Origin of the sequence: Compostibacillus humi (assembly GCF_014637175.1) — a bacterium.
Lineage (GTDB): Bacteria > Bacillota > Bacilli > Bacillales > Amphibacillaceae > Oceanobacillus > Oceanobacillus humi.
Genome location: NZ_BMEV01000014.1, coordinates 1 through 19,450, shown reverse-complemented (window position 1 = coordinate 19,450; position 19,450 = coordinate 1). Strand labels below are relative to the sequence as shown.

At 40.9% G+C, this 19,450-nt stretch carries 29 protein-coding genes; 14 read left to right on the top strand and 15 right to left on the bottom strand.

From position 1 onward, the window contains the following. Positions 1–10 precede the first annotated feature (10 nt). From IEV18_RS05350 to IEV18_RS05325, 6 genes are all read right to left on the bottom strand, one after another. A complete protein-coding gene (locus IEV18_RS05350) occupies positions 11–229 on the bottom strand; it encodes a spore germination protein (protein ID WP_188391352.1) in 219 nt (72 codons plus the stop codon). Between the two features lie 39 nt (positions 230–268). Beyond that, positions 269–637 carry a spore germination protein GerPE gene (locus IEV18_RS05345; RefSeq protein WP_188391351.1) on the bottom strand — a complete coding sequence of 123 codons (369 nt, stop codon included), beginning with the start codon at positions 635–637 and terminating at the stop codon, positions 269–271. After that, the gene (locus tag IEV18_RS05340; protein ID WP_188391350.1) at positions 630–824 is read right to left on the bottom strand and encodes a spore germination protein GerPD; all 195 of its coding nucleotides are present in this window, start codon (positions 822–824) and stop codon (positions 630–632) included. The genes IEV18_RS05345 and IEV18_RS05340 overlap by 8 nt, the downstream gene beginning before the upstream one ends. Before the next feature lie 10 nt (positions 825–834). Then, positions 835–1,401, bottom strand: a complete 567-nt coding sequence (gene gerPC / locus IEV18_RS05335) for a spore germination protein GerPC (RefSeq protein WP_188391349.1) — start codon at positions 1,399–1,401, stop codon at positions 835–837. A gap of 112 nt (positions 1,402–1,513) precedes the next feature. Beyond that, positions 1,514–1,720: a spore germination protein GerPB gene (locus IEV18_RS05330; protein ID WP_188391348.1), complete on the bottom strand. Its 207-nt coding sequence runs from the start codon at positions 1,718–1,720 to the stop codon at positions 1,514–1,516. Beyond that, entirely contained in the window at positions 1,720–1,947 is a 228-nt protein-coding gene (locus tag IEV18_RS05325) for a spore germination protein (protein WP_188391347.1), read from the bottom strand. The genes IEV18_RS05330 and IEV18_RS05325 overlap by 1 nt, the downstream gene beginning before the upstream one ends. A 123-nt stretch (positions 1,948–2,070) precedes the next feature. Between IEV18_RS05325 and IEV18_RS05320 the strand changes: the two genes are divergently transcribed. The 3 genes from IEV18_RS05320 (at position 2,071) to IEV18_RS05310 (ending at position 5,316) form a co-directional block, all read left to right on the top strand. Continuing rightward, the gene (locus tag IEV18_RS05320; protein ID WP_188391346.1) at positions 2,071–3,240 is read left to right on the top strand and encodes a DUF418 domain-containing protein; all 1,170 of its coding nucleotides are present in this window, start codon (positions 2,071–2,073) and stop codon (positions 3,238–3,240) included. Between the two features lie 132 nt (positions 3,241–3,372). Next, positions 3,373–3,741, top strand: coding sequence for a YisL family protein (locus tag IEV18_RS05315; RefSeq protein ID WP_188391345.1), 369 nt, complete (start codon positions 3,373–3,375; stop codon positions 3,739–3,741). 78 nt (positions 3,742–3,819) lie between these two features. Then, entirely contained in the window at positions 3,820–5,316 is a 1,497-nt protein-coding gene (locus IEV18_RS05310; RefSeq protein WP_188391344.1) for an alpha-amylase family glycosyl hydrolase, read from the top strand. 44 nt (positions 5,317–5,360) lie between these two features. Here the strand turns inward: IEV18_RS05310 and fakB are convergent, their stop codons facing one another. Next, positions 5,361–6,233, bottom strand: coding sequence for a DegV family protein (gene fakB, locus IEV18_RS05305; RefSeq protein ID WP_188391343.1), 873 nt, complete (start codon positions 6,231–6,233; stop codon positions 5,361–5,363). 88 nt (positions 6,234–6,321) lie between these two features. Between fakB and IEV18_RS05300 the strand changes: the two genes are divergently transcribed. Continuing rightward, positions 6,322–7,164, top strand: a complete 843-nt coding sequence (locus IEV18_RS05300; protein WP_188391342.1) for a YitT family protein — start codon at positions 6,322–6,324, stop codon at positions 7,162–7,164. Between the two features lie 17 nt (positions 7,165–7,181). Beyond that, positions 7,182–7,559 (top strand): hypothetical protein, encoded by a 378-nt coding sequence (locus IEV18_RS05295; RefSeq protein WP_188391341.1) that lies wholly within the window; start codon positions 7,182–7,184, stop codon positions 7,557–7,559. A gap of 40 nt (positions 7,560–7,599) precedes the next feature. Here the strand turns inward: IEV18_RS05295 and IEV18_RS05290 are convergent, their stop codons facing one another. From IEV18_RS05290 to IEV18_RS05275, 4 genes are all read right to left on the bottom strand, one after another. Then, positions 7,600–7,866 (bottom strand): NifU N-terminal domain-containing protein, encoded by a 267-nt coding sequence (locus IEV18_RS05290; protein WP_188391340.1) that lies wholly within the window; start codon positions 7,864–7,866, stop codon positions 7,600–7,602. 182 nt (positions 7,867–8,048) lie between these two features. Then, positions 8,049–8,237 carry a DUF3813 domain-containing protein gene (locus IEV18_RS05285; RefSeq protein WP_188391339.1) on the bottom strand — a complete coding sequence of 63 codons (189 nt, stop codon included), beginning with the start codon at positions 8,235–8,237 and terminating at the stop codon, positions 8,049–8,051. Next, a complete protein-coding gene (locus tag IEV18_RS05280) occupies positions 8,238–8,381 on the bottom strand; it encodes a hypothetical protein (protein ID WP_188391338.1) in 144 nt (47 codons plus the stop codon). A gap of 144 nt (positions 8,382–8,525) precedes the next feature. Then, positions 8,526–9,356 carry a Cof-type HAD-IIB family hydrolase gene (locus IEV18_RS05275; RefSeq protein ID WP_188391337.1) on the bottom strand — a complete coding sequence of 277 codons (831 nt, stop codon included), beginning with the start codon at positions 9,354–9,356 and terminating at the stop codon, positions 8,526–8,528. 159 nt (positions 9,357–9,515) lie between these two features. Between IEV18_RS05275 and IEV18_RS05270 the strand changes: the two genes are divergently transcribed. Next, the gene (locus tag IEV18_RS05270) at positions 9,516–10,301 is read left to right on the top strand and encodes an alpha/beta fold hydrolase (protein ID WP_188391336.1); all 786 of its coding nucleotides are present in this window, start codon (positions 9,516–9,518) and stop codon (positions 10,299–10,301) included. 44 nt (positions 10,302–10,345) lie between these two features. After that, a complete protein-coding gene (locus IEV18_RS05265) occupies positions 10,346–10,657 on the top strand; it encodes a metal-sulfur cluster assembly factor (protein WP_188391335.1) in 312 nt (103 codons plus the stop codon). 47 nt (positions 10,658–10,704) lie between these two features. On the opposite strand, the gene IEV18_RS05260 is transcribed toward IEV18_RS05265, so the two are convergent. Then, complete coding sequence (locus tag IEV18_RS05260; protein WP_188391334.1) at positions 10,705–11,520, bottom strand: undecaprenyl-diphosphate phosphatase; 816 nt, start codon at positions 11,518–11,520, stop codon at positions 10,705–10,707. A 101-nt stretch (positions 11,521–11,621) separates the two neighbouring features. On the opposite strand from IEV18_RS05260, the gene IEV18_RS05255 reads away from it, so the two are divergent. Continuing rightward, complete coding sequence (locus IEV18_RS05255) at positions 11,622–11,975, top strand: hypothetical protein (protein ID WP_188391333.1); 354 nt, start codon at positions 11,622–11,624, stop codon at positions 11,973–11,975. A gap of 40 nt (positions 11,976–12,015) precedes the next feature. Here the strand turns inward: IEV18_RS05255 and IEV18_RS05250 are convergent, their stop codons facing one another. Next, positions 12,016–12,192 (bottom strand): DUF2929 family protein, encoded by a 177-nt coding sequence (locus IEV18_RS05250; protein ID WP_188391332.1) that lies wholly within the window; start codon positions 12,190–12,192, stop codon positions 12,016–12,018. Positions 12,193–12,305: 113 nt separating this feature from the next. Between IEV18_RS05250 and IEV18_RS05245 the strand changes: the two genes are divergently transcribed. The 6 genes from IEV18_RS05245 (at position 12,306) to IEV18_RS05220 (ending at position 17,445) form a co-directional block, all read left to right on the top strand. Next, entirely contained in the window at positions 12,306–12,866 is a 561-nt protein-coding gene (locus IEV18_RS05245; protein ID WP_188391331.1) for a hypothetical protein, read from the top strand. Between the two features lie 119 nt (positions 12,867–12,985). Beyond that, complete coding sequence (locus IEV18_RS05240) at positions 12,986–13,942, top strand: BMP family ABC transporter substrate-binding protein (RefSeq protein ID WP_229733556.1); 957 nt, start codon at positions 12,986–12,988, stop codon at positions 13,940–13,942. A 109-nt stretch (positions 13,943–14,051) separates the two neighbouring features. After that, the gene (locus IEV18_RS05235; RefSeq protein ID WP_188391329.1) at positions 14,052–14,990 is read left to right on the top strand and encodes a beta-ketoacyl-ACP synthase III; all 939 of its coding nucleotides are present in this window, start codon (positions 14,052–14,054) and stop codon (positions 14,988–14,990) included. 20 nt (positions 14,991–15,010) lie between these two features. Continuing rightward, positions 15,011–16,252: a beta-ketoacyl-ACP synthase II gene (fabF, locus tag IEV18_RS05230; RefSeq protein WP_188391328.1), complete on the top strand. Its 1,242-nt coding sequence runs from the start codon at positions 15,011–15,013 to the stop codon at positions 16,250–16,252. A 122-nt stretch (positions 16,253–16,374) separates the two neighbouring features. Beyond that, the gene (locus IEV18_RS05225) at positions 16,375–16,593 is read left to right on the top strand and encodes a YuzI family membrane protein (RefSeq protein WP_188391327.1); all 219 of its coding nucleotides are present in this window, start codon (positions 16,375–16,377) and stop codon (positions 16,591–16,593) included. A 96-nt stretch (positions 16,594–16,689) separates the two neighbouring features. Next, positions 16,690–17,445, top strand: a complete 756-nt coding sequence (locus IEV18_RS05220) for a YjbA family protein (protein WP_188391326.1) — start codon at positions 16,690–16,692, stop codon at positions 17,443–17,445. A 98-nt stretch (positions 17,446–17,543) separates the two neighbouring features. On the opposite strand, the gene trpS is transcribed toward IEV18_RS05220, so the two are convergent. Both trpS and IEV18_RS05210 read right to left on the bottom strand, forming a co-directional pair. Continuing rightward, positions 17,544–18,542 (bottom strand): tryptophan--tRNA ligase, encoded by a 999-nt coding sequence (gene trpS, locus IEV18_RS05215; protein WP_188391325.1) that lies wholly within the window; start codon positions 18,540–18,542, stop codon positions 17,544–17,546. Positions 18,543–18,746: 204 nt separating this feature from the next. Next, entirely contained in the window at positions 18,747–19,319 is a 573-nt protein-coding gene (locus IEV18_RS05210) for a hypothetical protein (protein WP_188391324.1), read from the bottom strand. Positions 19,320–19,450 lie beyond the last annotated feature (131 nt).

Sequence of the window (19,450 nt, the reverse complement as noted above, 5' to 3'; positions counted from 1 at the left end):
TGTTTTCTTATTATGCGTTGGCGGTAACATTTTGGTCATTCACATCCGGATCCAATGTTCTTGTCGCATTGACCCCGGTATTCGTATTAATAAAATCTCCTGTATTTAACGAGCCGGAACCGGTATTTGTTTTTGATGTGCTTTTCGGGGCTAAATAGAAAGAATCGCCAAAATTGATTACCCCTCCGCCAACACTGTTTATTTTAATTGGCCCGACGATTGAGGGCATATTCCCACACCTTCTTTTATCAATAAAATTGACATGGAATTATTTTAATATCCGGATATGTTTAATCCGGCTTTCCCCGTCCAATTTCGCTATATTTCCGATATGAACCATCGATGAACTGATGACAGAAATGATGTCCGCCTGCCGTACTTTAATACTGGAATGATAGTTAAATGCCTTGAACATCCTTTCTCGATGAACTTCTTTTGGCTGCTTCGCCTTTCGGGAAAAAAGGGGAAAATCTCGAAATTCATAATCATATTCTGTCAATTTTTCTTCATCTTCGATTTGCATGGCAATCGCTTTTGAATGAAGCCGGGATTTTGTCGTATCTCCGATTTGGACAATTGAGCTGAATTCTACGGAAGTGGCATGAATATTATCTACTTCTGCTATCCGTTTATCCACTTGATTCGTCCCTTTCGCCGGCTAAAGGAACGAAACTTTCAATGGTGTAGCTGCTCGGAGGAGTGTCAAAAAAAGATGTTAAAGTGAGCTGTTCATTATCCCCGACTAAAAAGGCCGACGAACTGCTGATGATATCAATTTGTACTTGCTGGACTTCCAATCCCAAATTATGCACTTCTAACTTCATCACTTTCACCTTACTCTTTCGGATTTTTTAAGAACACTTTAAGGGAACGGTGAATTTCCTCTTTAATTTTATTCATAATATAATCGTTATAAGCTTCACCTGATAAGGAAGGGTGATGCTCGTTCGCAGTTTCCTGATAGTAGCGAATTCGGTCAGGAAGCTGTTTTTCCAGATCCTGGATGAGCATTTCCATCAAGCCGTCATCTACTTTTCGGTTTTCGATTTGTGCCAACTGCTGAATGATGGTTGGTCCTTCCGTTCGCAAATAAGATTGCAAGTTGTTGTAGAGCGGCTGGAGATTATCATTTCCATACATGTTATCAGATGACGGCAATGTTAAATCATCCAATTTTTTTAGTTCTTCAGGGGATAGGCCGATGTGCAAGGAACCGGATAATGTTTCAATCTTTAGCTGATCAAATTTATATTCGATTTTTTCAATCGTAGTTGGTACTTTTCTTCTCAGTTCTGTTTCTACCTCTGTTAATTTTCTTTCTAAATATCTGATTTTTTCTTCCTGCTGTCTTAATTGCTGCTGAATCTCTGCCATATACTGGTTCCAATCGGTAGAATACATTCGGAATCCCCCCTTCAGCATAAGCGGCTATGGAAATTTTTTTGTCCGGGATGATATATTTATTGCAACAGTATCCCCATGTTATTGTATGCTAAGGCACAGATTGCGTGCCCTAAGTTGGCAATAATGGAATAATCGGCGGTGCTGCTGCTCCGCTGGCTACAGCCTCTTGTGCAGGTTTGGTAAATCCGCCCGAATTTTGAATGTCTGCTTGGGCTTGTATCGTTCCGCTTGCTCCGATTTGCACAAAAGATGAATTGGTAACCGAGCCAATTTTAAATAAATGGATTTGAATTGTTTGATGTACGGTAATATTCATTAGCGTCCCTCCACCGTAGTGACGTTCTGGTCTAATTTATCTACATCCATCACCTTCGTGTTGGAATGGGCCAAATTAATCCGGATTCCATTTCCTGTATTAAAAGAACCGCCGCCGGCATACGTTTTTGCCGAACTTTGGGGTGACATGGAGTAAACGTCTCCGATATTAAAAATGCCGGAAGAAGAGATGTTAGTGATTTTTACTGCACCGACTTTTGCAGGCATAAAGAATCCTCCTTCACTTGCCATTTTATGTTGGACGCAGGGAAATGTTGAAAAGATAAAAGGAATGGACGTGTACTTTGTCGAACTTGAGAATGAAGAAAAAAGAAGAAAGGCGGGTACAGCTTGCAGCAAGTCGCACCGATTTCAGAAAAACACCGTTTGCCCTGGATTGATGCTGCCAGGGGGATTGCCATTTTCGGCATTTTTATTGTAAATATTGGGGCTTTTAGTGCTCCTTATTTTTTATATGGCGGGGAAAACGAAGCATGGACTCGTCCGATTGACAATGGGACGCTGGCAATCATCGATATGTTTTTTCAGGCATCCTTTTATACGCAGTTTTCCCTCTTATTTGGCTTTGGCGTACAGATTATGAAGGAGCGGCTGGCAGAAAAAGAGCGGAACGTATATCGTCTGCTAATTCGGCGTTTCCTATTGCTTGCTGTTTTTGGAATCATCCACGCTTTTATGTTGTGGCATGGGGATATATTGTTAACATATGGCATCATAGGCATCATTCTACTATTGTTGTTGCCGTTACATACCCGAACTTTAATCCGCATCGCCGCCGTCATTTTAGGAGGGAATGTCCTAATCATATCCATGCTTTACTATTCAGCAAGAGAGTATTTGCACTTTAGCAATACATATATGATTAACGATGCGATTGTGAATTACAGGAGCAATGATTTGCGGAATATTTTGGCCCAGAACTATACGGACTGGCAATTTGCCAATGGCAGCATCTCTTTCTTGTTGATTATACTGATTGTACTGCCATTATTTCTATTCGGCGTCAGCCTTGCCAGAAAAGGCTGGCTGCACAATCCAATAAAATATGGACGGATTTTGCGCAAATGGTGGTTCATCAGCTTTGTCGGCTTTATCGCATTTAAAATCATACCTTACTTGTTTGGCAATCCTTTATGGTTTTCCTATATCCAGGATAATGTTGGGGGAAGCTTTTCTGCCTTATTTTATATCATTTCGGTAACGCTTTTCGCCAACACCCCAATTGGGAGAAAAATGTTAAAACCTTTTATTTATGTTGGCAGAATGTCTCTGTCAAATTATATTTTCCAATCCCTTTTCGGTTTCTTTTTCTTTTACGGAATCGGGTTTGGCTTTTATCATGCTATATCTCCGTTGCCGCTGGCAGCCGTTGCCATCGTTGTATTTACCGCCCAAGCATTTTTCAGCAAATGGTGGCTTTCCCGATTTTATTATGGGCCATTGGAGTGGGTATGGCGCACATTTACATATATGAAAAAACAGCCGTTCATAAGAAGCTGAATAATATTGACAAAAAAATGAATTTCTTTCCGGATAAACGTTTGGAAGTGAATTATTTATTTGTCCGTGATATGATAATGGAGAAAATTAACGTTTTTACTATCGGCATAGTGAAATGAGGAGGTTAAACAAATGACCCATATGCACATAACGTCATGGCTGTTAGGTTTCATACTCTTTGCCATTGTTCTTATATTGATGAAGCAAGGAAAAGAGAAACCTGCGAAAATAACCCAAATGATATTACGTCTTGATTACTTGTTTATATTATATACTGGCGGCGATCTGTTGGCGTTATATCTCGGTTCGAATATGGGAATATTAGGCGAGGTCATTGTGAAAAGCCTGGCAGGAGTTTGGCTGATTGCAGCGATGGAAATGGTATTGGCAAAAACGAAGAAAAACGAACCGGCAAAAGGCGGCTGGATTCAGTTTGTTATTGCCCTTCTTCTCGTCTTGATTCTCGGTTTCGTACGTTTGGAAATGGGAATACATTTATAAAAGACTGTCTCCAATGACAGTCTTTTTAAAAAGGAAAAAAGGAAATATTCGATATAAACCTAGTAGGGTGGGAGCATAATGAAAAAAAGAGTGGCAGCTGCCTTAGCCTTGTTTCTATTTGTATTTTCATTTATAGGGCAGCAGGCATTTGCGGAAGAAAGAACGATTGAACAGGAAATTATTTATCATATTTTAGTAGACCGGTTTAACAATGGGGATTATGCACGGGATGAAGCAATTGACATCGAAGACCCGTTCGCCTATCATGGCGGCGATATTCAAGGCATTATCAAAAAACTGGACAAATTGCAGGAAATCGGTGTGACCGCCATTTCCCTCTCCCCGATTATGGCTAATAGCGAAAAAGGATATCACGGCTATTGGATTGAAGACTTTTTTAGCGTGGAAGAACAGTTTGGCACAATGGAAGACGTGCAGCAGCTAGTGGAAGAGGCTCACAAACGGGACATGAAAGTGCTGCTTGAATTTGTCATCAATTATGTATCCGTAAGCCATCCGTGGGTAGACGATGCAGACAAGCAGGACTATTTTACAGCACAGGACAAAACGGAACCGGAATGGATGAATCAAACGGCGAAGTTGAATTTGGAAAATCCGGAAGTGGAAGCATATTTAATTGAAGCAGCAAATTTCTGGATAGATGAAACGGGGATAGACGGATTTTTGCTTCAGGCTGCCGATGAAGCACCGTTATCTTTTTTGAAAAATTTTACTGAAAAGATAAAAGCAACAAATCCAAACTTTTATGTCCTCGGCGATTTGTTGTTTTCTGATGAAAACCGGGAGGAAATGATAGCAACCGTTCCATTGGATGCTGTTGATCAGTTGGCAGTGCAAAAGGCATTGACAAAAGTATTTACCGAACCGGGAAAACCGGTGGAGGAGATTTTTTCTATAGTCCAAAGCAACAGAGGCGATAAGGGACTCCTTTTTGTAGATGATATGTACACGAAACGCTTTACCCATTCCTTTGCCGAAAATGGCCGGAACGCGTTAACCGTTTGGCAGCTCGCATTAACGACTATGTTCACTTCGCCTGGGGTGCCTGTGCTTTTCCAAGGTTCAGAAATCCCAATGCTTGGTGAAACCCCGGAAGACATTCAGAAATTAGTCGAATTTAATAGCGGGGAACCGGATTTGAAGGAATTTTACACCCGCATTTCTGCCTTGCGCTCTACATTTCCTGTCCTTCAATATGGAGATTTTGAGCTTGTCGGCACATCCGGGGCGATGAGCGTCTTTAAACGGACATATAACGGGGAAACGATGTATATTGCGATTAATAACGATGAAACGAGCAGACAGCTGGATATTACGGATATCGAATCGGGAATGCAGCTGGTCGGCTATTTGGGGGATCATATCTTCCGGGAAATTGAAGACGGGGTGTATCGGATTGGCTTGCCGAGGGAATCGGCGGAAGTCTTTTCCATCCAGCCGGATCAAGGGATGAACTGGGAAATAATCCTGTTCGCCGGCGGTATCTTTATATTATTTGTCGTTTCCGTTATCGTATTAAGCTTGAAACAGAAAAAACAGGAGCAGCAAGGGTAAAAAATCTGGATGGCATCAAAACCATCCTGATTTTTCGTTCCTTGTTAACCATTTTTACGCGGGTTATTGGAGAAAAACAATGCAATTGTGCCCGGTCCGGCATGGGCGCCGATGACAGCACCGACCATTTCGATAATAATCTGGTCTTCTTTGACGCCAAATTTATCCTGAATCATTTGCGCCAGCTGTTTTGCTCTTTCTTCATCATCCCCGTGGCTAATGCCAATCATTTGCTGCTGAAAGTCTTTACCCCGCTCTTCCATTACTTCCAGCATCCGGCCAAGCACTCTTTTTCTGCCCCGGATTTTTTCGATTGGAATCAGTTTTCCGTCTTCTACGTTTAAAAGGGGTTTAATTTTCAATAACGATCCGACGAATGCTGCTGATTTGCTTACCCGGCCGCCCCGATACAAATATTCCAGGTCGTCAACGGTAAAGATGTGTTCCATATGTTTTGCCTGGTATTGAGCTTCATCGATAAGTTCTTCCATGCTTGCCCCGGACTGTGCCAATTTTGCTGCCAGCAAGACGACGAGGCCGTATCCGATGGAAGCGCATTTTGAATCAAAAACGTGAATTTGCGCGTCCGGATACTCTTCTTTCACTTCCTGTTCCATCATTTTCGCCGTTTGATACGTGCCCGACAGCTGGGAGGAAAAGGCGATGTATAACAAAGGCTGATTTGTTTCAGCATAGGATGTAAAGATGGATTTAAACGTTTGCGGTGATACTTGGGATGTGGTAGGGGCTTTTCCTTCGCGCATCGCATCATAGACTACTTTTGGCTCAATGCCCTTTCCATCTTCATATTCCTTTCCGTCCAAATGTACGGTTAAAGGCACAATTTCCAAATCATATTGTTTGACATATTTCTCTGTGAGGTCACAAGCAGAGTCAGCAAGAATTTTTACTGGCATTTCATCACCTACAATCTAAATCATATCATTAATCTTTAGTTTATAATCTTATTAACTTTTCGTCAAAATTTAACCAAGGAGCGAGCCCATGTTTATCATAGAATTGAAGCGGATTTTTATCGTCATTATTGGTGCCTTTTTCAATGCTTTGTCGTTAAACTTTTTTCTAATTGGAGCAAATGTATATGCCAGCGGATTTACTGGGGCTGCCCAGCTCATTTCCAGCATATTTTCCGACTTTTTAGGCATTGGTCTTTCTACCGGCATTTTGCTTTTTCTGCTCAATATTCCAGTATTGCTTTTAGGATGGTTTAAAGTAGGAAGAGGTTTTACGATATACAGTATTGTTTCGGTATTTTTCTCCTCACTTTTTCTCCAGGTCATACCGATTCTTCGGCTTTCCGATGATATTTTCCTCAATGCAGTATTTGGCGGGGTCATTGCAGGAATCGGCGTTGGCCTGACGTTGAAACATGGAGCGTCGACCGGAGGCCTGGATATTATTGCCATGGTCCTTTCCCGATTGAAAGACAAGCCGATTGGCAACTACTTTTTAATCATGAATGGTATAATTATTTTGCTGGCGGGAATGTTGTATGAACCAGAAAATGCCCTGTACACGATGGTAGCACTTTATGTAACAACGAGGGTCATCGATGCCATCCATACCCGTCATGCAAAAGTGACGGCAATGATTATCACCCATAAGGCGGAAGAACTGCAGAAGGCCATCCATGAAAAATTAGTTCGCGGCATCACGATTTTGCCCGCCGTTGGTGCATATACGAAAACAGATAAACATATGCTCTATCTCGTCATTACCCGCTATGAGCTGTATGACTTGAAGAAAATAATTAACGACGTCGATCCGCAAGCATTTGCCAACATAGTAGAGACAGCTGGAATTTATGGCTTTTTCCGCAAAGAATAATTGAAAGGAGAGAGGAAATGAAGTATTGTCGTATCTTTACCTTCCTTATCCTTCTTCTTATCCTTGCAGCTTGCAATGAGGAAAGTAAATCGATAGAGGAAGGGCTGGAATTACATAATATTAACGTCCAACTGAAAGGAAATGAAATTCAATTAACCGCCGAAGCGGATACAGCATTGTCGGAAATTTATTATGTAATTGAACAAGGGGAAGAGATGGTCCAGGATGAAACGGTGATTACTCTTCCGGATGGGGAGGGCGTCAAGGAGATTTCCCTCAGCTATATATTGCCGGATGGAATGAAAGAAAAGGATGAACCCCCGGTTATTGTCATATACGGTAAAAGCGGGGACGGAGAACAAATTCAGCCTAATTACATTCCTGTAGACCTTTGAACAAAATGAAGCAAGCGGAAAACCGCTTGCTTCTTTAATTTTATGCATATCCGTGTTCTGCAAAAACCTTTTTTACATTATCAATAATGTCATCCCACTCGGCATCAAATTTTTTATTTACTGTAATAAAATTTTGGTATCCGAACACGTTGTCTACCCCGTCTAATTTCATAAGGTCGTTTAAAATCGCATGTTCGCTCGTATCTCCCGGCATTACAGAAATACTGTTGTCCCCTTCAAAGATTGCTACATCAGCAGAAAACTTTTTCGCATTTGGATTCGGTGTTGACTCGACACGTACTCCCATACTCATAATCCTCCTTTTTCTATTTGCAATTATGTATCTTTCCAGTATAAAATGAAAAAATTTGTTAAAACATGCGGTTGCGTTACTTCTATATTAGCAAAAAAAAGCGCTTTTACAAAGGAAAAGAAAACTCCCTTAGACATCAGGGAGTTTTCTGTAGTTGGGAAGAAACACACTAGCGGTTATTTAATCTGGTTATGCTGCTGCAATTGATTTTCCAGCTGCTGCAAATGTTGCTTTTCTTCAGGAGTAGCTTCATTATAGGCAGCTTGAATCGCATTTTTGGCGGCCTGTTTTTCGGCTTCAGTGGCATTTCCGTTTAAAAAATTCGTCACTGCATCTTTAGCTTGCTGAAATAAATTGTTCGGCAATTAAAACCCTCCTAGCGTATTTTCTTCATCCCGGTTTCGTTCAGCTTCTTCCAAGGTAGAGCGATATGGGAAACGTTCAGCATGCTTTTTTATCGAATCTGCTGACTGTTGCGTAAATCTTCTTGATTTACTTCGCTTTCCCAACAGAACTCCTCCTTTAATGTGTGTTAGAAACTAAACGGTTCAGCGTGCATAAATTACAATAAACAAAAAGTGAACGTTTCGAACGTTCACTACTAGTATGGATTATGGACAAAAATATAGGCATGGAAATATACGGGAGATGAATTACTTTGTCGTTTCTTTTAGTTGCAAATATTCCTCCAGAAATTCGGCAATACCGTCCTCTTCATTCGTCTTCGTCACGTGATTAGCAATATTTTTTAGCGGTTCAATGGCATTTCCCATCGCTACTCCGACACCGGCAAAATCAATCATTTCCATATCATTGTCCTCGTCTCCGAAGGCGATGATTCTTTCTTTCGGAATATTATAATGCTGAGCGACTTTTTTCAGACCAACTGCCTTATTCATTCCTTTTTTGACGATTTCAATAATATTCCACGGAGCTGCCCATACGCGATGTTCAATTAGTTCAGCATGGTATTCGGTCAAATGATTTCTTAACGTTTGTACATGGCTTTCTTCCGGAAAAATAAGCATGGATGTTGGGTCTTCTTTTAATTGATGTTTCAAGTTTCCGACGGTATAGGTGGAGTTTTTGTCCATTTGGTGGAAAATATCGATGAGTTTTTGATCAAACTGGTCAATAAAAACGTCGTCCTGGACCTCGGCAACTATATTTGGAACTTCCAGATCGTAACAGGCATCAATAATTTGTTTTGCTGTACCGATTGGCATCGGGTTATGCAGTACGTCCCACTTTTTGTCAGTCGGATGGTGGATTAACGCGCCGTTAAAATTAACCATCGGGGTGTCTAACCCAAGCTGGTGATAATAAGTGATGCTTGAACGGTGGGGTCTTCCGGTTGCAATGACGACAACGTGTCCGTCGGCAATCGCTTTTTTTACCGTTTTTAACGTTCGTGCACTTATTTTTTTGTCGTCCGTCAATAAAGTCCCGTCTAAATCAAGGGCAATTAAATGTTTCTTTATCATTCCATTCACCTCATTGACTTCTAGTTTATAAAGGAAACGTACCGATGTAAAGTAATTGTCCTCAAAATTCCAAATTCGCCCGGTAAGGGGACAAAATTGAAAGATAACAGCCGGACCATTACAATATAGATAGAAGGCAAACGTAAGGAGAGAATACGTATGATCGGCATATATAAACAAAATATACGGCATATACCATGCCTGTTTGTCGTTGATGAAAAAAGAGAAAAGGACCCGCTTCCACTCGTCATTTATTTTCATGGATTTACGAGTGCGAAGGAACATAATTTGGATACAGCCTATTTGCTGGCAGAGAAAGGTTTTCGTGTCGTCCTTCCCGACAGTCTCCACCATGGAGAAAGGGAAAAAGGGATTTCTGCGGAAGACAGAATGCTGTCCTTCTGGGATATTGTGATGGAAAACGTGAAAGAATTAGAATTGATGAAACATACGCTCGATGAAAAAGGATTGATTTTGTCCGGTAACATTGCTGTTGCAGGAACTAGCATGGGAGGAATTACCACTGCTGCGGCATTAACCAAATATTCCTGGATAAAAGGAGCGGCGATAATGATGGGAACACCAAAGTTAACCGCTTATTTCCGTTTCCTTATTGATCAGGTGCAAAAAACGCGAAAAATTCCCCTTACGGAAAAGGAAATTGCGGCAGCGGAAGAAAAAATCCAGCAATATGATCTGTCCCAAAAGATGGATAATTTGTACGGACGCCCTCTCTTTCTCTGGCATGGAGAACAGGATACGACGATTCCGATTCATTTTACCGAACCCTTTGTGGAAGATGCGAAAGGATTTTATGAAAATAAAGACCGGATCCAATGGATTAAGGAAAGGGAACAGGGGCACAAAGTGAGCCGAAAGGCAAAATTAGCGTTAGCGGACTGGCTTGGAAACTATAGTGATGCAAATCATTTTAAAATTGGATAAAGTATGGTTAAATAAAAGAAAGGAAGAAAAGGGAGGTTGATTCGATGGACGAGGCATTGAAAGAGAATTTAATGGGTGCCCTTGAAAACGTAATTGACCCTGAGTTAGGGATAGATATTGTTAACTTAGGTTTGATATATGATGTCGATTTAGATGAAAACGGACTATGTACCGTAACGATGACATTAACAGCAATGGGCTGTCCATTGTCTGCCCATATTGAAAGAGACATCCAGTTTGTTTTATCCGATATTCCAGAAGTAAAAGAAACTAAAGTAAATATCGTCTGGGATCCGCCGTGGTCGAAGGACAAAATGTCCCGTTACGCGAAAATCGCATTAGGAATTCCGGATTAATACTAAAAAACCACTTGCAATCATTGCAAGTGGTTTTTTCATTTGTCTTACAGAAAGATAATCACGAGTATTCCAACAACGAGACAGTAGTAGGAAAAATATTTTAAATTTCCTCTTGCCATAATGTTCATAAACCATTTAAGGGCAAAATAGGTTGCAATAAAGGCAGCTATGAACGCGACAATATTCGGAATGAGCAAGGATTGAAACTCTGCGCTCTCAACGAGTTCCGGAACTTCTAAAATCGTCGTCCCTAAACTCACCGGAATATAAAGCAAAAAGGAAAAACGCAACGCTGTTTCCTGTTTCATCCCTAACAGCATCGAGGCAACAATGGTAGCACCGGAACGGCTGATACCTGGGGTAACGGCAATAGCCTGGGCTAGTCCGACAATTACTGCATCTTTTGTTGTCAAGTCCCCGTCCGCTTTCCGTCCGCGCAAATTACGGATTGTCCAGACCGCTGCAGCCGTAATTAATAGCGTATACCCGACAACTACCGGGTCGTCGCTCAAAGCTTCACCAAGTGCATCTCCGAATAATACTCCGACTACCCCGACGGGAATCGTTGCAATAATTAAATAAATAATAAATTGAAAGTCGCTTTTCGCGTCCGGATCCTTTTTAACAATATATAAGAAACCATTTTTTATTAATCGAACAATGTCTTTCCAATAGATGATAATAATCGCAAGCAGGGAGGCGAAATTGACAAAGATTTCAAAAGATAGCCCCTTCGTTTCAATTCCAAACAATTCACGAAAAATGACGATATGACCGCTGGAGGAAATTGGTATCGGTTCAGTGACACCTTGTACAATTCCAAGGATTAAGAATTGGATAATTGTTATAAACTTCTCCATAATGGTTATTCTCCTTTAATGCTCGGTTTAGACTTTTGCGAATGAATATGCACCTTCCCATAGGCCAATGAATAGCTTAAATGGTGAGGAGGTCTGTGCAAATGAAAGCGAAAAATGATCATCAACATGTATATGATTTATGCAAACAGCATATGCATGCATACGTTTTAGCAGAAACTACAGATGGCACACAATTTGATGGTATTATTACCGGGTTAGATGATGAATATGTTTATTTTGCCGTACCGGTAGATCCTTACAGCGATGCAGCCTATCAAGGGAACGATTACCGGAAGTTCGGCTACGGCTATGGTTTTGGCAATCCATGGTACGGACCAGGATACTATCCAGGATACGGCTTTTGCTACGGATTTGGCCGTCCGCCGCGGAGATTTACCAGGCTTATTCTTCCGCTTGCAGCACTGGCTGCCATTAGTACATTGCCTTGGTACTAATAATAAACCCTTGCCATACCATTCTGGCAAGGGTTTTCAACTACCGCTTATTTTCTTTTAAAATACCGTCACCTAACCAAAATACTGCAATGGCAATAATTCCAGCCAGAATGAGGGTATCAAATAAAGCAAATGTTTCTCCACCCATGCTCGTTAATACATAGGCAATGGCACAGCTGATTAAAACCGCCCAAATGATAGATGCGATATACCGCACAAAAAACACCTCACATTTATTCGTATCTTTATGTATGACATCCTTATTTAGTTTATCAAAATCTGAAAGAAAGGAAAAGGTTTTTATTATATTCTTTCAAAGGGGAGAAAGGAATGTTCGTCATCAATTGCAACCATTGGATTGGCTATCACGTTATTAACGAGCTGCTGGAAAATGACTATCCGGTAAAAGGAATCGTTCAGCCGGATTATCCTGATGACTTGCTCATGTTTTTTGGCAGAAACAGTTCATTTTCGATAACGGATTCTATTGCAGATAGTACGAAGCCGGTCATTATTATCGGAAAATATAACGAAAAAATTCCGGAGGGAAATATTTATTGGATCAATCCGCCCGAGCTTGAAAAGGCGCCCCATATGAACATCATTCGGGTTCCAATGTTGTTTGGGGAATGGATGCCGATGAATGAAAATGGCTGTTATATAGGAAAAGAATTTATTTCCTTTCAGAAGTTAAAGAAAGAGGAAAATGCTCTTTATGTAAAAGAATTTGCAAAAATGCTGCTGCCCTTTATACAAGGGAAGAGCAAAGAAAATCTTTTCCAAAAAGAGGAACCCTTTCGAATTGCCCCCAGCAAGCTGGAGAAACAAATCGAAAACGTCATCAAACATTATCAGCTATTTAAATCCTTTTATATTTATCCGAAAGAGTAAAGAAAAGCTTGTATGAATTGTTTACCAAATATAGAATATCGACTAAAATATGAGTAAGAAGTTCTAAATATAAGATGTTTGACCTAATTTCTTGAATGGAGTGCCGTATTTTGAAAAAGATGTCGATATTATTTTTACTTATATTTACAAGTTTTATTCTTACCGGATGCCATACGTTCGCAGGAAGTGGCAATATCCAAAATGTTGGCTTACTCCTAGATGGTTCCATTGACGATAACTCATGGAATAAAAAGGGTTATGAAGGCTTGCTGCAAATTGAAAAACAGTTCCGTACGAACATATTTGTCAAAGAAAATATGGAGGCAAAAGAAGACATTCAGCGGGCAGTGGATGAACTTGTGCAGCAAGGTGTCAATTTAATTTACGGCCATAGCAGCATATATGGAAATATTTTTGAAGACATCGCAAAAGTCTATCCGGATGTACATTTTGTCTACTTTAACGGCGGAATTTACGACGATAATTTAACGAGTCTTAATTTTAATTCTCATGCGATGGGTTTTTTTGGCGGGATGATTGCCGGCAAAATGACACGGACCGACCAGGTGGGAATTATCGCTGCCTTTAACTGGCAGCCGGAAATTGAAGGCTTTTATGAAGGGGTAAAATTTGAAAATCCCGCCGCTGTCGTACAAATGGATTTTGTCAACAGCTGGGAAGACAAACAACGGGCATTGGAAATGTATGAAGTGATGAAAAGTAAAGGTGTAGATATATTTTACCCCGCCGGTGACTATTTTAGTGCCGAAATTCTGCAACGGGCAGAACGGGACCGATTGTATGCTGTTGGCTATGTATCTGACCAAATGGATGTAGCCCCGGAGGCAGTTTTAACGAGTACAATCCAAAACGTCGATAAACTGTATGAATTAAGTGCCGAACTCTTTCATAAAGGAGAACTTCAAGGGGGCATTTTAACATTTGATTTTGAGGATGAAGTAATTGAGCTTGGGGAATATAATAATAAGGTGCCAAAAACATATCAGCGCTATATGAATGATATTATAAAGGAATATAAGAAGTCGAAATTACTGCCGAATGAATATAGTGAATAATGGGAACTTGATTATACCCTTTTTTTGTATTAGAATTAGTACCAAGTCATAATAATTGATATTATACCCATATGTTAATCATATGTTGAAAATAAGGAGAGGATCATCAATGGCCGTTGGATTTATTGGAACGGGGCATTATGTCCCGCCAAAAATATTAACAAACCATGATTTGGAAAAAATGGTCGATACGAATGATGAATGGATTCGCACTAGAACAGGAATTGAGGAAAGGCGAATTGCCGATGACAACATAAATACATCGGACATGGCATATTATGCTGCGTTGGCCGCGCTGGAAGATGCAGACGTAAAGCCGGAAGAATTGGATCTCATCCTTGTAGCCACTGTGACGCCGGATACACCCTTTCCATCGGTGGCATGTATGCTGCAGGAGAAGTTAGGGGCAACGAAAGCGGCAGCAATGGATGTTAGTGCTGCTTGTGCCGGATATATGTACGGAGTTATTACGGCGAAACAATTTATTGAAACGAAAGCCTATGAAAAGGTGCTCGTTATTGGGGTAGAAAAGCTATCGAAAATCGTCGATTGGAATGACCGTTCTACTTGTGTTCTATTTGGCGATGGTGCAGGAGCGGCCGTTTTAGGAGAGGTTTCTGAGGGAAGGGGAATTCTGTCCTTTGAACTCGGATCAGACGGTACTGGCGGAAAATATTTGTATCAGAACCCGAATGAATATATTTTTATGAACGGCAGAGAAGTATTTAAGTTTGCTGTACGGAAAATGCCGGAAGCCTCGGTTAATGTAATTGAAAAAATTGGGTTAAATAAGGAAGATGTCGATTATTTAATTCCCCACCAGGCAAATATCCGCATTATGGAAGCGGCAAGGGAACGGCTCGGCATCCCGGAGGAACGGATGAACACGTCCATCCGCAAGTATGGAAATACATCTGCTGCATCCATCGGCATCGCTTTATCTGAATCAGCAAAGGACGGCTCGATTAAAGACGATGACCTCATTGTCATGGTCGGCTTTGGCGGCGGCTTAACATGGGGAGCAGTCGCAGTCCGCTGGGGAAAATAACTCGATAGGAGGGAACCAAAATGGAAAGAAGACGGGTAGTCGTGACAGGAATCGGTGCAGTTACACCGGTTGGTAACGATGTAAATACAATGTGGGAAAACTTAATCGCAGGAAATTCAGGCATCGATTTTGTAACAAAAGTAAACAAAGACGATTTTCCGGCGAAGGCCGCTGCGGAAGTGAAAGATTTTGACCCTGTTTTATATATGGAGAAGAAAGACGCAAGAAAAATGGACCCTTTCACCCAATACGCCGTGGCTGCTTCAAAAATGGCAGTGGAGGATGCTAAATTGGAAATTAATGATGAAAATCGCTATCGGGTCGGCGTTTGGATTGGTTCGGGAATCGGCGGAATGCAGACGTACGAAGACCAGCATAATAACTTCCTGAAAAAAGGATATAAAAGGGTCAGCCCCTTTTTCGTGCCGATGATGATTCCTGATATGGCAGCAGGCCAAGTATCGATTCAGCTCGGCGCAAAAGGAATTAACTCCTGTACCGTTACAGCTTGTGCCTCAGGTGCCAATTCCATTGGCGATGCGTATAAAGTCATTGCAAGGGGCGATGCAGATTATATGATTGCCGGTGGTGCAGAAGCTCCAATTACGAATATGTCCTTTGCCGGATTTTCCTCTAATAAAGCATTGTCGGTTCATCCGGATCCGAAAAAAGCGAGCAGGCCATTCGACAAGGACCGGGACGGCTTTGTCATGGGAGAAGGAGCGGGCATTTTAATTTTGGAGGCACTGGAAACAGCCCTGGAACGGGGAGCCCATATTTACGGGGAAATAGTCGGGTACGGAGCAACGGGAGACGCATACCACATTACCGCACCGGCAGAACATGGTGAAGGAGCGGCCCGGGCGATGACGGAAGCGTTAAAAGACGCTGGACTTGCTCCGGAAGAAGTGGATTACATTAATGCCCATGGGACAAGCACGGCGCTCAATGATAAATACGAAACCGAAGCGATAAAACGTGTCTTTGGAGACCATGCATATAAGCTTGCAGTATCTTCGACGAAATCGATGACCGGCCACTTGCTCGGTGCTGCCGGCGGAGTGGAAGCAGTCATTTCTATTTTGACATTGAAAAACCAGGTCATTCCGCCAACGATTAATTATGAAACCCCTGATGAAGATTGCGACTTGGATTATGTGCCGAATAAAGCAAGAGAACAAGCGGTAGACGTTGTTTTAAGCAATTCATTAGGATTTGGCGGCCATAACGTAAGCCTCATCTTTAAAAAATATAAAGCCTAAGCAAAAAACCCGAATGTTAACGTTCGGGGTTTTTGTGCTTTTTATACTGATGAACAGCCCGCATTTTCCAATGGAAGCAAGCATAGAATGAATTAATCATTTGGACAAGTCGGGTGAAGAAAATGGGATATTTGTTTTTCTTTTTGATTGGATTTGGACTAGCAGTCACCGGGGGCGTATCCTTAATAATTTATTTAAATTTAATTCCCGCTGGCGTATCCTGGTCTGATTATTTTATTTTTGTCGCCGGACGTATTGAATGTTATTTCCTTCCCCTCGGAATCATCATTATGGCATTTGTTATCAATCGTTTGCCAAACAACCCATATTCCAACAAGTAAAGAATATTTTTCTAAATGATGGTCATAATGTATGGTAAGTTAACATGTTCAGCTGAACGGAAACTTTGATGTATGTTAATAAAGAGAGGGTTGTTTATGTTATATTTGCATGATGTTTGGGTTAACTGGTTTGAGGGAGAAGAAAACGGATATAATGTTTGTTATTTTCACGAATGGCGGAAAGATGACGGAATCGAATTATTGGACCAAGTGCCGCTTTTATACATAACATCAGGATTGTACGATTACATTGAAAATGATATGCACGATTTGCCGAAAGCGCTTCTGGATACGATATATAAGCGGACATATATTCGCAAAGGACATGAGCGGAATGTCGTCGAATATGCGGCGATTGTGACTGACGGGCAGGAAATTATCGCCTTTGATACGAATGGATATCAAATTCCAATACGGAAGAGCCGTCTCATTCCAAGGCAGGAACAGCTTGTGTACGACATGATTAAAAAGGCAAAGCCTCAATCTTATGGATTTGTTGAAGGTGGCTATGAAAAGGAATACCATATGCTTTCGATGGAACCGAAATATATTATCGGCTTGACCCGAAGAGAGCGGCAATTGAAACAGTTGCTCATGATCGCCTTGGATCAGCTGCGCACGAGCAATAATCTGGAAGAACTGAGGTACTGGCTGACAGAATGGGATCCGAAACAATATCCGTATATTCGCTATATGGACCAGGAAAAGGCGTGGGAACTGCTTTATAACGGGGTAAAAGAAGGCTGGAGCGAACAGCATGAAGAACTTTGCTCTAAATTAATCAAAGGCCAGCCGTTCCTTGAAAAAATGTGGGAAGTGGAGAACGGTCAAAAACAGAACACATCCAACTAAATCAATCACCTGCAATGGCAGCCTTCATTGCAGGTGATTTTTTCAGTACTTGGAACTCTTAGAGCTCTGGTTACCTACTGCGTTCCAATGTGAACAGTCTATTTTTTTTTCTTCTTGACTCTTCCCAATCCCATTGCTTTTTTTGCTTTGCGCAATGTTTTGTTGGCAACGTAGGCAGCCTTCTCTGCTCCCTCATCTAAAATGTCATCGAGCATATCAGAGTCAATTAGCTCTTTATATCGTTCCTGAATTGGCTGAAGCACTTGGATTACCGCATTGGCCACATCCTGCTTAAATTCGCCATAACCTTTTCCTTCATATTTTGCTTCCAGTGACTCGATAGACTCTCCCGTACAGCTGGAATAAATGGTGAGCAAGTTTGAAATGCCCGGTTTATTTTCTTTGTCGTATTTTACGACCCCATCAGAATCTGTCACTGCACTCTTGATTTTCTTTTCGATTCTTTTCGGCTCATCCAGCATGGATATAAATCCTCTTTCATTCGTATCGGATTTGCTCATTTTTTTCGTCGGATCTTGTAAGGACATAATCCTTGCACCGACTTTCGGAATGCGGATTTCCGGGATGGTAAACACTTCGTTATAGCGATTGTTAAACCGCTGTGCCAAATCTCGCGTTAATTCCAAATGCTGTTTTTGGTCATCTCCGACGGGGACGATATTTGTCTGATAAAGCAAAATATCTGCAGCCATTAACGGCGGATAGGTCAGCAATGCTGATGATACTGCTTCTTTTCCCTGTGACTTATCTTTAAATTGGGTCATCCTTTCCAGTTCCCCGATGTAACTGATCGACTGCATAATCCATCCGAGCTGGGTATGGGCAGGAACTTCCGACTGGATAAATAACGTCGCTTTTTTCGGATCGATTCCGCTTGCAAGATACAGCGCAGCGAGGGAACGAATATTTTTCCTTAGTTCCAGCCGGTTTTGGGGAACAGTGATCGCATGTTCATCGACGATACAAAAATAGCATTCGTAATCATCCTGCAGTTCGACAAATTGTTTTAATGCACCCAGATAATTTCCAAGGGTTAATGTTCCGCTCGGCTGAATCCCTGAAAAGATAACTTCCATGATATTCACTCCATTTCTTTTTTTCCATTAAAAAAAGCCCATTCATTCCTAATAAGTAGGGACGAATGAACCCCCGTGTGCCACCGTACCACTAAACTTTGGGTATGCCCATTCCTCATTCGTCCCGTTAAATTCCTCTAAAGCCTCAATTATAAACTTTATTATGCTAGCCTCATCTTTCCCAATTTTATTAGGATCTTTATCCTACAAGGTAGATAATAGGCTAAATAGGACTATTTGATTTTGTTCTTTTACTTTCTTTTTACTTACTCTGCCTTTTTCAGTTTTGAGTTCTTCTTTTAAATGATTAAATTTTTCGGTAGGTACGGTGGTGATACTCATTGCCTTTTTAGCAAACTTTAAATTAATTACCATTTCCTTATTTGGCTTATACTCAATTGATTCTATCACATGTTTTAAATAAATTCTTACTTGCTTAGTTGTTTGATTTTTATAAAAGGTTTCAGGCTGAAGTAATAATCCTACAACTTCCTGCAATTCAACTTTTTTCATACTTTGTTCTTCTTGTTCTTCATTTAATTGGTTTTTTTGCTTTCTTAATGTCCTAATCTCTTTAGTTAATTCCTCACCTTGTTTTATTAAATCCATTTTAAACTCCGGATCAGTTACTTGACCAATGCTAGAGATAATTCCTTGCTTAGACTCTTCTGCTTTTTTAATTTTGTTATCTAGGCCATTTATCTTCTCAAGGTAGGCAGTATTATTTTCTAACGCATCTTTTTGATAACTATATAATGTTTTCAGTACATTAAGCAATACAGTTGCATTACCAAACAGCTGTGAAGAGTAAATTTTATTAAATCTCTTCCAATCAATAAAAAAGGTTGAGTCATTTACAGAATATTCAATAAATTATTTTCACCCAATTTTTGCTAAAAAGCCAAGCC

Bases quoted from the DNA above. Each gene is read 5' to 3' on its own strand.
- IEV18_RS05265 (WP_188391335.1), top strand. From the start codon at position 10,346: ATGGACGAGGCATTGAAAGAGAATTTAATGGGTGCCCTTGAAAACGTA.
- IEV18_RS05315 (WP_188391345.1), top strand. From the start codon at position 3,373: ATGACCCATATGCACATAACGTCATGGCTGTTAGGTTTCATACTCTTT.
- IEV18_RS05270 (WP_188391336.1), top strand. From the start codon at position 9,516: ATGATCGGCATATATAAACAAAATATACGGCATATACCATGCCTGTTT.
- IEV18_RS05235 (WP_188391329.1), top strand. From the start codon at position 14,052: ATGGCCGTTGGATTTATTGGAACGGGGCATTATGTCCCGCCAAAAATA.
- gerPC (WP_188391349.1), bottom strand. From the start codon at position 1,401: ATGTATTCTACCGATTGGAACCAGTATATGGCAGAGATTCAGCAGCAA.
- fabF (WP_188391328.1), top strand. From the start codon at position 15,011: ATGGAAAGAAGACGGGTAGTCGTGACAGGAATCGGTGCAGTTACACCG.
- IEV18_RS05245 (WP_188391331.1), top strand. From the start codon at position 12,306: ATGTTCGTCATCAATTGCAACCATTGGATTGGCTATCACGTTATTAAC.
- fakB (WP_188391343.1), bottom strand. From the start codon at position 6,233: ATGCCAGTAAAAATTCTTGCTGACTCTGCTTGTGACCTCACAGAGAAA.
- IEV18_RS05340 (WP_188391350.1), bottom strand. From the start codon at position 824: ATGAAGTTAGAAGTGCATAATTTGGGATTGGAAGTCCAGCAAGTACAA.
- IEV18_RS05240 (WP_229733556.1), top strand. From the start codon at position 12,986: ATGTCGATATTATTTTTACTTATATTTACAAGTTTTATTCTTACCGGA.
- IEV18_RS05290 (WP_188391340.1), bottom strand. From the start codon at position 7,866: ATGGGAGTACGTGTCGAGTCAACACCGAATCCAAATGCGAAAAAGTTT.
- trpS (WP_188391325.1), bottom strand. From the start codon at position 18,542: ATGGAAGTTATCTTTTCAGGGATTCAGCCGAGCGGAACATTAACCCTT.
- IEV18_RS05310 (WP_188391344.1), top strand. From the start codon at position 3,820: ATGAAAAAAAGAGTGGCAGCTGCCTTAGCCTTGTTTCTATTTGTATTT.
- IEV18_RS05330 (WP_188391348.1), bottom strand. From the start codon at position 1,720: ATGAATATTACCGTACATCAAACAATTCAAATCCATTTATTTAAAATT.
- IEV18_RS05260 (WP_188391334.1), bottom strand. From the start codon at position 11,520: ATGGAGAAGTTTATAACAATTATCCAATTCTTAATCCTTGGAATTGTA.
- IEV18_RS05350 (WP_188391352.1), bottom strand. From the start codon at position 229: ATGCCCTCAATCGTCGGGCCAATTAAAATAAACAGTGTTGGCGGAGGG.
- IEV18_RS05255 (WP_188391333.1), top strand. From the start codon at position 11,622: ATGAAAGCGAAAAATGATCATCAACATGTATATGATTTATGCAAACAG.
- IEV18_RS05220 (WP_188391326.1), top strand. From the start codon at position 16,690: ATGTTATATTTGCATGATGTTTGGGTTAACTGGTTTGAGGGAGAAGAA.
- IEV18_RS05275 (WP_188391337.1), bottom strand. From the start codon at position 9,356: ATGATAAAGAAACATTTAATTGCCCTTGATTTAGACGGGACTTTATTG.
- IEV18_RS05295 (WP_188391341.1), top strand. From the start codon at position 7,182: ATGAAGTATTGTCGTATCTTTACCTTCCTTATCCTTCTTCTTATCCTT.
- IEV18_RS05300 (WP_188391342.1), top strand. From the start codon at position 6,322: ATGTTTATCATAGAATTGAAGCGGATTTTTATCGTCATTATTGGTGCC.
- IEV18_RS05325 (WP_188391347.1), bottom strand. From the start codon at position 1,947: ATGCCTGCAAAAGTCGGTGCAGTAAAAATCACTAACATCTCTTCTTCC.
- IEV18_RS05225 (WP_188391327.1), top strand. From the start codon at position 16,375: ATGGGATATTTGTTTTTCTTTTTGATTGGATTTGGACTAGCAGTCACC.